We start from the raw sequence: 8644 nt of genomic DNA, 5'->3' as shown, positions 1-8644 counted from the left end.
GCGGCCAGAGCCGGGGGGGGCAGGGTGGGCAGGGCGTGACCGGACGGGCGCGGCGGGCCGCACCGGGCCGTCGGCCCGCGTGGCGGCGGCCGGGCGGGAACCGGTACGGGTCAGCCCCGGGGGGCGTACATGATCACGGCGACGCCGGCGAGGCAGAGGCAGGCGCCGATCAGGTCCGCCCGGTCCGGCCGGTAGCCGTCGAGCACCATGCCCCAGATCAGCGAGCCGGCGACGAAGCGGTTCCATCCTCCTTGGCCGACGGAGAGCGCGAACCGGGCGGTGAGGACGGCTCCGAAGAGGATGCGGAATGCCTGGAGGCGGCCGGGGTCGGTCGGGTACTGGAAGCCGGAGGCGATGGCGTCAAAGAACCACACGGCTGTTCCTCACCTCCACCGGCTGTTCCCCTCGGGCGGACAGGACGCGGCCGGTGCCGTCGATTCGCGTGTATCGGCCGCTGTGGGTGAGGTGGTCGAGGATCGCCTGAAGCTGGGGCGGTCCGAGGATGAAGGAGCCGGGCGAGAGGTGGTCGTAGACGTTCACCGGCTCGGTGCGGCCGTCGCGGGTGGTGCCGGTGAGCGTCACGATCGTGAAGGTGGCGCGGCAGAACATCCTCCAGCGCATCCAGCGGCCGGGCAGGTTGGTGAAGCCGGTGATCATCCATGCCGCGAGGGCGCAGGCGAGGGTGATTTGGGCAGCGGTCAGCACGGGTTGGGGCATGGGTGTGACCTCCGTGTCGGGAGGGCGGGAGTGCGAGGCGGTGGCCCCGGTGTTCGGGGTTCCCGGCGGGGGTCAGCGCTCGGGCTTGGGCGGTCGCTGCATCAGCGCGGCCGCGGCCTGGGAGAGGGTGACCTTTTCGGTGAGCAGGGCGGAGATGACGTCCGTGATGGGCATCTCGACGTCGTGGGCGTGGGCCAGGGCGAGGATCGCCGCCGCGCTCTTGACGCCTTCGGTGGTCTGCCGGGTGGCGGCCGTGGCCTGTTCCATGCTCAGGCCCTGGCCGAGGTGGGCGCCGAAGGTGCGGTTGCGGGAGAGCGGGGAGGAGCAGGTGGCCACCAGGTCGCCCAGGCCTGCGAGGCCGGAGAGGGTCGCCGGGTGGGCGCCCATGGCGGTCGCGAGGCGGGTGGTTTCCGCGAGTCCTCGGGTGATGAGCATGGCTTGCGCGTTGTGGCCCATGCCCATGCCGGAGGCGATGCCGACGGCGAGGGCGATGACGTTCTTCACCGCGCCGCCCAGTTCGCAGCCGATGACGTCCGTGCTGGTGTAGGGCCGGAAGTACGGGGTGTAGCAGGCGTGTTGGACGCGGTGGGCGGCGGTTTCGTCGGGGCAGGCGATGGTGGCCGCGGCGGGTTGGCCGTCCATGATCTCGCGGGCCAGGTTCGGCCCGGACAGCACCGCGACCCGGTCCGGGTCGATGCCGGTGACTTCGGTGATCACCTGGCTCGCCCGCAGGCCTGATCCGATCTCGATGCCCTTCATCAGCGACACGATCACCGTGTCGGGGCCGATGTGCGGGGCCCAGGCGGCCAGGCTCTCCCGCAGGGACTGCGCGGGAATGGACAGCACGAGGAAGTCGGCGCCGTCCAGCGCGGCGGCCGCGTCGGTGGTGGCCGTCAGGTTGGGGGGCAGCTCGACGTCGGGGAAGTACCCGGGGTTCTTGTGTGTCGTGTTGATGGCGTCGGCGATCTCGGCGCGCCGGGCGTGCATCGTCACGTTCGTGCCGGCGTCGGCCATGATCTTGCCGACGGCGGTCCCCCAGGAGCCTGCCGAGAACACCGCCGCACGAACGGGGTGATGCTGGTTCACTGCGGGGTCCTCTCGCCGGGCGCGGGCTTGTCGCCACCGGGGAGGCGGGGCCCGGCCATCCTATCGGCCGCCCCCGCTTCCTCCCGGTCACCGGGCAGGCGGCGCAGGGTCAGCAGAACCGCCCGCCTGCCACGCAGGGTGGGGAGCATGTGGTGTGCCTCGCGGAGCATGTTGTCGGCCGGGGCCTGGCCCAGGTCGTGCCGCAGCTGATCGGCGTGGGCGATCCACAGTCGGTACAGGCGCTCCCACATCGCGGGCTCGCCGGGGCGCTCGTCCACGTGCTCTTGCCTCAAGCCGGCGGTGGCGACCGCCTGATGCCATGCCGGATCGGCGCCGCGCCGAAGGGCCCGGGTCACCAGCAGCCGGCCGCCGGGGGCGAGGGCACGGCCGAGTTCCCGCAGGGCGGTGCCTCGATCCGCGGCACGCCCGAGGGCGTCCACGCACACGATGGCGTGGGCGCGGCCGTCGGTGAGGCCGGTGTGTTCCAGCTCCGCGACGCGGAAGGCGGCGCGGTCGGCGGCCGGGCCGAGGAAGTGGGCGCGGCGGGCGGTGGCCTGCGTGACGGCGACGGGTGAGAGGTCGAAGGCGTCCAGGCGGACGGCGAGGGCTCGGGCCAGCCACAGGCCGATGCCGCCGGCGCCGCATCCGGCGTCCACGAGGAGGTCGTTCGGGCGCAGGCGCAGGCGTGCGGTCAGGAGCCCCAGCAGGGGCCAGTCACACGAGCTGGAGGCGGCGACTTCCGCCGGGTAGTCCTCGCCCATCGCGCGGGCGTACAGGCGGGCGACCAGGTCGGTTCGGGCGCGGGCGGCGTGAAAGACGTCGTAGTCGGCGCTGCGCTGTTGGCCGGGCGCGTCCACCCGGGCCGGGGTGGTGGGGTTCATCGGGGCATCGACCTGCCGATCCGTGAGCGGGTGCCGGGACAGACGACCTGTACGGCGTGGACGGGACCTGCCGGGGCGGACAGGTCCAGGGCGGCCGGTTCGTGCCCGGTGACGCGGGCGACCCGCCGGGCCACGGCGCGGACGTGGTGGGCGAAGGTGTGACCGGTCGGGGCCGGAAAGTGGGCTGTCGCCTGGGGCCACGGATCGAGACCGGTGGTGCGCGGCGGTTGGAAGGACGCGGTGTCGAAGCCGCCGGGGTCGCCGGGGAGGTCGTCGCGGGTGCCGGCGATGGCGGCGAGCCGGGATTGCGCGGCTTCGGTCACCGCGCGTGTCAGCGCGATGCCCGCCAGGCTGTGGCAGCCGCCGCCGGCGAAGACGGTAGGGAGGTCCTGTGACCACAGGTAGGCCACGCAGACCGGCAGCCCGTACGGGCCGTCCACCATGGCGGCCTCCAGCGCCATGCCCGCGGCCGCCACCCGGTCGATGATCTCCCGCCCGTGCGGGTCCTCGACCGTCCGCAGGTCGATCCATGTGCGCCTTCTTCCGCGCGCGCTAGCGTCGCGGTACAGAACATCGCGCTCCACCACCTCGAACAGTCCGTGCAACAACGCTTCGTCGCGGGTGTTGCCGCAGGCCAGGCCGGTGCTCGTGGCACGCCACACGTCCGGGCTCCACTCGGGCCGTTGTCCGCGCCGGCGTACCAGGTCGACCGGCAGCAGCACCCGGGCCCCGCTCACCAGGGCGGTGCCAGCCGTCCACTCCCCCACCATCCGGGACAGGGCACCGGCGGGGTAGGGGGTCGTGGTCGCCAGCGCGGCGACGGGGCAGTCGGGGGCGACCTCGAAGGCCGGCCCGTAGGCGTCGACGGACAGCGGTTGCTCGACGTGCCACAACTCGATCGCCTCCATCACCGCCGACAACTTCGCCAGCAGGGGTGTGGCGCCCTTGCCCTGCGAGGCGCTCAGGGTCAGCGAGGCAGGCCGGATCGCCGTGAAGACGGGCAGGCCGACGCAGTCCAGGCCGGTCAGATCCGCGACACGGGTGATCCCGAAGTCGGGCAGCCATGCGGCCACCGCCGCCCACGTCTGCTCGGGCGTACGGGCGCGGACCGTGCCCGCCGGCGCCACCAGGTCGTCACCAGCCGGCATGGGCGGCCTCCCGCGTCGTGTCGATCTCTTCCAGGAATCCGGGGACGAGGCGCTTGGCCGCCGCGACGGCGCGCGCCCCGCCCACCAGGCCCCGCGCGGACGCCTGCGCGTCGAACTCCGCTTCGGTACAGGCCCATACGCGCAGCAGGACATCGCGGGTCACCTCATCGCGCACCGCCGGCGTCGAGAAGCCGGGCCGACTGCGCCGGGCCCGTTCCAGCGCGGCGCCGTAGCGGGCGACCGCCTGGCGGTCCTGCGCGCTCTCCCCCGCGAGCAGCAGCGCCACCGCGTGCGCGTCGCGCAGGTCCAGGGGCGGGTGGAACACGCGATCGGCGGGCAGGTCTCCACCGGTGACCCGGGCCAGTCTTGCCGCGAGCGGCAGCCCCGGCCGGCCGTCGACAGGTCGGCGGGAGAGGTGTTCGAGGTAGGACGTCCACCGCTCGCCGAACGCCGGATCGAAAACCTGCTGGTAGACGATGCGGTCCTCGGTGGACAACAGCATCCCGTCCACGCGCTCGCACGCGGCGGCATTCGACCAGCGACGGAAATAGGTCGTCTGCCACACCCACGGCTCGACGACGGCCCTCCGCTTCACCGGCGCCGGGTCGAGGGCGGCGCGCAGGGCCGCGAGGGCGTCGGCGCGCTTGAGGTCACCGAAGTACCGGTCACGCCCGCGCTGTTCGTCCAGCCACCCCACGAACCCCGTCTCGCCCTGGCGTCGGCACACCGCCCGCACCGCGGGCCACGTGCGCTCGGGATAGTAAACCTCGCGCAGCGCCGCCAGGAGCACGGCGGCCCGCGTGCCGTCCAGGACACCGGCCGAGCGGGCCAGGCCCAGCGTGTAGCGCAGGTTCACCAGCGGGCAGGTCAGCGCGTCCCAGTCGCCGTCAGGGCACTGCCCGACCGCGACCTCGTCGTCACCCTCGATGTCCCCGCGCGCGTAGGCGGCGTAGACGGCGCCGACGCCGAGCATCCCCAGCGGCGCCAGTTCGGCCGCGCGCAGAGCACCGATGCTCGCCGCGCCGATCACCCGCACGCCCCGGCCCATCGCGGCCAGGATCTCCTTGTGCCGCAGCGCCGGCGACTGGTGATACACCCCGTCGATGAGCACCACGGTGCCGCCGATGTCGGTGTCGAACAGGTCCCCGTGCCGGGCCGGTGGCAGCACCCGCAGGCCCGGCGCGGCGAGGTGGGGGTCGGATCGGGGCAGCGTCGGCCCGACGAACACGTGAATCATGACGGCGGTCCCTTTCAGGGTGAAGCGCGACGGGCGCCCCTCCCCGGGCCGTGTGAGCCCACGGGAAGGGGAGGGGCGCCCAGGTCAGGGCACGAACAGCGGCGAGGGTTACTCCTCGTCCTCGACGTCGATGGCGACCACGACGGTCCCGGTGATCTCTTCGGTTCCCTCGACCGCGGCCGAGGTGTGGGCGGCAACGTTGGACTTCGACTGCTCCATGGCTGTCTCCTTGATGCAGATGGCGACGGTGCGGGGCGGATGCCCCCACCGGGTGGCGTCGCGGGCCGGGGCCCGTCGTTCCGCCCAAGGCCTCGGGCGGGACGCCGTCAGCCGCTTTCAGGAGTGCGGTTGTCGGCGGCGACACCCCAAGGGTGAACCGTGCGAAGGCCCCCACGCGGGGGCATCTTGGGGGGCATCATGAGGCCATGCCGATCGGTCAGTTGATCCGAGATCTGCGCAAACTCAAGACGTGGTCCCAAGTCCGGCTGGCCGAGGAACTGGCCATCTGCGCCGGTGACCCCACCGGGGCGCCCGGCCGGGACGCGGTCAAGCGGTGGGAGAGCGGAAAGGTCATTCCCGGCAGGCACTGGATAGAGCACCTGTCCCGGGTACTGGACGTGTCTGTCGATCAACTGGCCGCGGAAGCTACCCTCGACCGCGTGAACCGACGAGCCTTTCTCGGACTGTCCACCCTGGCGCTCTCACACGGCGCGCTCGCCTCGGAAATGGCGGCCAGCATCGCCGGCCGCGACCCGGGGCCCCTGGCCCGCGTCCAGACCACACACAGCGCGGACATGGTCACAGCCTCCCTCGCGGACAAGGCTTCCAGCGCGAACCTGCGCCGCTGGACACTGGACGGAGACGTGCCGATCCTGCGCGTCAACGCCGCCGGCATCCTCGCCAAGATGCCCGGCCAAACCCACGCGTCCCACGTCGCCCGCGTCCTGACCCACGACGAGGAGGTCCGCCGCCTCTACATGACGGCCGTCACCTCCCGCGTCTGCGCCGTGGACTGGACGACCGCCGGACGCATCGCCGCCCGGCCCGCCGCGTACGGCCACCGCGCGGACTTCCTCGCCACCCGCTTCGCGAGAGAGGCCCTCAACCCCGGAGACTCTGGCGCCCGCTGGTGCTCGTCCGTCATGCTGCGGCAGTTGAGCCCCATGATCGGACGGAGCCCCGCATGATCGTCTTTGAAGTCCCCCACGGCGAACTCGTCGACGAGCTGAACCGCCAGGCCGCTGAAGCGGGCATCACCGACGCAGCGATCGTGTCCCTGATCGGGGCCGCCGACTCCTTCACCGTCTCCACCATGCCCGAAGGCGACGCGCTCAAGGACACCATCACCAAGTACGACCTGCCCGGCGAGATGACCGGCACCGGCGAGATCCGCAACGGATTCGTCCACCTCCACGTCGTCATGGGCGTCGAAGGAGACCGCGCCATCGCCGGACACCTCCACGAAGCCACCATCGCTACCCACTTCGCCCGCGCGTACGTCATCCCTGTCGACTGAGTACTTGCGCCCGTCGCCCTTGAAAACTTGGTCCGGGCGAGACGGCAGATCCGTTAAGGGTAGGTGTGGCTTTCCAGGCCTGATAGCCGCGCCCACTTGCGCTTTCGCGGGATTCGCTGCGCACCATCCCGAACAAGGCTGACCAGGCACGCATCCGTCAGCTTTCACGTGCTTTCGGTTAGATCCGGCTCTGCAACCGGCCGGCTCAGATAGTCGCGGATGGCTTGGCAGAAGACTCGCAGTTCGGCGGAGGGCCGTAGGTATTCGCCGCTGCTGAAGACCTGTGAGAGCCAGTTCTGCTTGTTGCTGGAGGAGATCTTACGCACCCAGGATTCGAGCTCGCCCCAAGGGACGAGGAAGAGCCCGAGTTCGGCGGTGGTGTTCACCAGCTGCTCGGCAGCGGCGTACACCTCCCCGTCAAGCGCGCTCAAGCCCGATTTCTTCAAGGCGCCCCAGCCGGACGATCCCTTGATCAGTTTGCTGAGCTTGTCTGCCATCTGTTCGGTGATTGCGCTGTTCCCAGGGCCTGTCAGTGCGGCAGACATCTCTCTGCGGAAGCTTGCGACGGTAGGTACCGTGCGCCCGGCGTTTGCATGGTCGTTGAGCGTCTTAATGGCGCCAGCCAAGGGCCTGACATCGCTGCCGAGCGCGGTCACAGCCTTTCTGACGTTTCCGTGATCATTGAGAAGGTCGAAGTCAGCGATGGCCGCTGTGGGGATACCGCAGTGCCGCAGCCGGCGCGCCGTGTCGGCCAGACGGTCTTTGCCGCTGGTGTGCAGAAAGATGGTGTTCTCATGCGTGGCCGAACCGTCGCGGGTGACGTCGAATGTGGCTGCGTAGAATTGGCAGTCGCCTTCGGACTCACAGAGCACGGCACGGTCGTAGAACAGACCTGAAATGATGTTGGAGTATCGCAACAGCGGAGTTCGAAGCAGCTCGGCTACATCACCGGGGGCCAGGACTCTGGCACGCGGTTGTCCAGATCGGTCCAGGCGGATCAGGGAAAGCGGGCGCACCTCTCGGGCGTCGAGTACACCGGCCAGAAAGTCGGCGCTGTGCGTGGCGACGAATACCTGGGTTTGGCCTGGCATCTGCGCCAGAATCCGCCCCAGCAGACGGGCTTGAGGGGGATGGAGGAAGGCCTCGGGTTCGTCGATCAGGATGACCGGAGTGGGCCGCAGGACTGTGTGTAGAAGGATCTGGACGAAGGCCTTGAAGCCGTCGCCCTGGTCCGACAGCAGCGGAAGGCTTCGGTAGGCGGCGACCAGTTCGGGGGACGGCGGGGTCACGTCGGCCATCCGAGTTTCACCCACTCGCAACCGGAAGGTCGAGTCGGTCCAGTCCACGGCGATCTCCTCGCCGAACGCCTCCAGGGTGTATGCAGAGAAGGCTTTCAGGAGCTCAGGATCCTCGTACAGGAATTGCACAGGATCGGACGCCGGTTCCGCATGGTCCCAGCGTCCCGACTCGGCACGTATCTGGAGCCGCTGGTCGGTCCACTGCTCCGTCAGGAGGAGGGTGCGTAGCTGGCTGTACCCTCCCGAAGTCCACGCCGATTGAACGCTCTCCGGGGATACAAGGCTTCCATTGGTTCCCCCGCGGATCCTCTCCTGGCCGTTGATCTTCCACGAACGGTGACCACGGCTCTCAACCCACCGGAGGAAGTCCTCCCCAGAGCCTTCGTGTGCCTGAAGGACCTGCCGGATCCACAGCGGAGGGTGAGAGATCGTAGGGGTGGTGATGCGAGGCGAGAGTTCGCTGAGAAGAGCGGACTTCCCGCTGTTGTTCGGCCCGATGAACAGGGTCATCCCGTTCGCCGGAGGGACGAACACAGTGCCGTCAACCAGCGTGATCTCCGAGACGGCGAACGAGACTGCCATGAGACTCCCGAGGTACCTCCGCGCACTGCGTCCGGCGCAGCACCGTGAGCCATTCAGCCTAACGGGAGCGATTCCATATCCGGCCAGATCGACGAGATTTGACCGATCCGACGTCCTCGACAAGTGAACCGGTGAGGTCCACCGGTCCACCCTCGACACAGAACCGCACCTGCTTAGGC

General features: G+C 70.3%; 9 protein-coding genes. 2 read left to right on the top strand and 7 right to left on the bottom strand.

What is annotated here, in order from left to right; translation table 11 throughout:
* Window positions 1-110: 110 nt before the first annotated feature.
* From ADK55_RS39590 to ADK55_RS06795, 6 genes are all read right to left on the bottom strand, one after another.
* Window positions 111-374 (bottom strand): hypothetical protein, encoded by a 264-nt coding sequence (locus ADK55_RS39590; RefSeq protein ID WP_053676558.1) that lies wholly within the window; start codon window positions 372-374, stop codon window positions 111-113.
* Window positions 361-717: a hypothetical protein gene (locus ADK55_RS06815; RefSeq protein ID WP_053676557.1), complete on the bottom strand. Its 357-nt coding sequence runs from the start codon at window positions 715-717 to the stop codon at window positions 361-363. The genes ADK55_RS39590 and ADK55_RS06815 overlap by 14 nt, the downstream gene beginning before the upstream one ends.
* Before the next feature lie 72 nt (window positions 718-789).
* Window positions 790-1803: an NAD(P)H-dependent glycerol-3-phosphate dehydrogenase gene (locus ADK55_RS06810; RefSeq protein ID WP_053676556.1), complete on the bottom strand. Its 1014-nt coding sequence runs from the start codon at window positions 1801-1803 to the stop codon at window positions 790-792.
* Window positions 1800-2684 carry a class I SAM-dependent methyltransferase gene (locus ADK55_RS06805; protein WP_053676555.1) on the bottom strand — a complete coding sequence of 295 codons (885 nt, stop codon included), beginning with the start codon at window positions 2682-2684 and terminating at the stop codon, window positions 1800-1802. The genes ADK55_RS06810 and ADK55_RS06805 overlap by 4 nt, the downstream gene beginning before the upstream one ends.
* The gene (locus ADK55_RS06800; RefSeq protein WP_053676554.1) at window positions 2681-3832 is read right to left on the bottom strand and encodes a YcaO-like family protein; all 1152 of its coding nucleotides are present in this window, start codon (window positions 3830-3832) and stop codon (window positions 2681-2683) included. The genes ADK55_RS06805 and ADK55_RS06800 overlap by 4 nt, the downstream gene beginning before the upstream one ends.
* Complete coding sequence (locus ADK55_RS06795) at window positions 3819-5069, bottom strand: TfuA-like protein (protein WP_078998574.1); 1251 nt, start codon at window positions 5067-5069, stop codon at window positions 3819-3821. The genes ADK55_RS06800 and ADK55_RS06795 overlap by 14 nt, the downstream gene beginning before the upstream one ends.
* Before the next feature lie 425 nt (window positions 5070-5494).
* Here ADK55_RS06795 and ADK55_RS06790 point away from each other — a divergent pair, with 425 nt between their 5' ends.
* On the top strand, window positions 5495-6256 hold the full coding sequence (locus ADK55_RS06790) for a helix-turn-helix domain-containing protein (protein ID WP_053676553.1): 762 nt from the start codon (window positions 5495-5497) through the stop codon (window positions 6254-6256).
* Complete coding sequence (locus tag ADK55_RS36030; RefSeq protein WP_078998572.1) at window positions 6253-6585, top strand: PCC domain-containing protein; 333 nt, start codon at window positions 6253-6255, stop codon at window positions 6583-6585. Before ADK55_RS06790 ends, ADK55_RS36030 begins: the two co-directional genes overlap by 4 nt.
* A 164-nt stretch (window positions 6586-6749) precedes the next feature.
* Here ADK55_RS36030 and ADK55_RS06780 read toward each other — a convergent pair whose 3' ends face one another.
* Window positions 6750-8465 carry an ATP-dependent nuclease gene (locus tag ADK55_RS06780; RefSeq protein ID WP_053676552.1) on the bottom strand — a complete coding sequence of 572 codons (1716 nt, stop codon included), beginning with the start codon at window positions 8463-8465 and terminating at the stop codon, window positions 6750-6752.
* Between the last annotated feature and the right edge of the window lie 179 nt (window positions 8466-8644).

Source organism: Streptomyces sp. WM4235 (genome assembly GCF_001279725.1).
Classification (GTDB): Bacteria; Actinomycetota; Actinomycetes; order Streptomycetales; family Streptomycetaceae; genus Streptomyces.
Note: the sequence above shows the minus strand (reverse complement) of the source record. Positions and strands in the feature narration are given on the sequence as shown.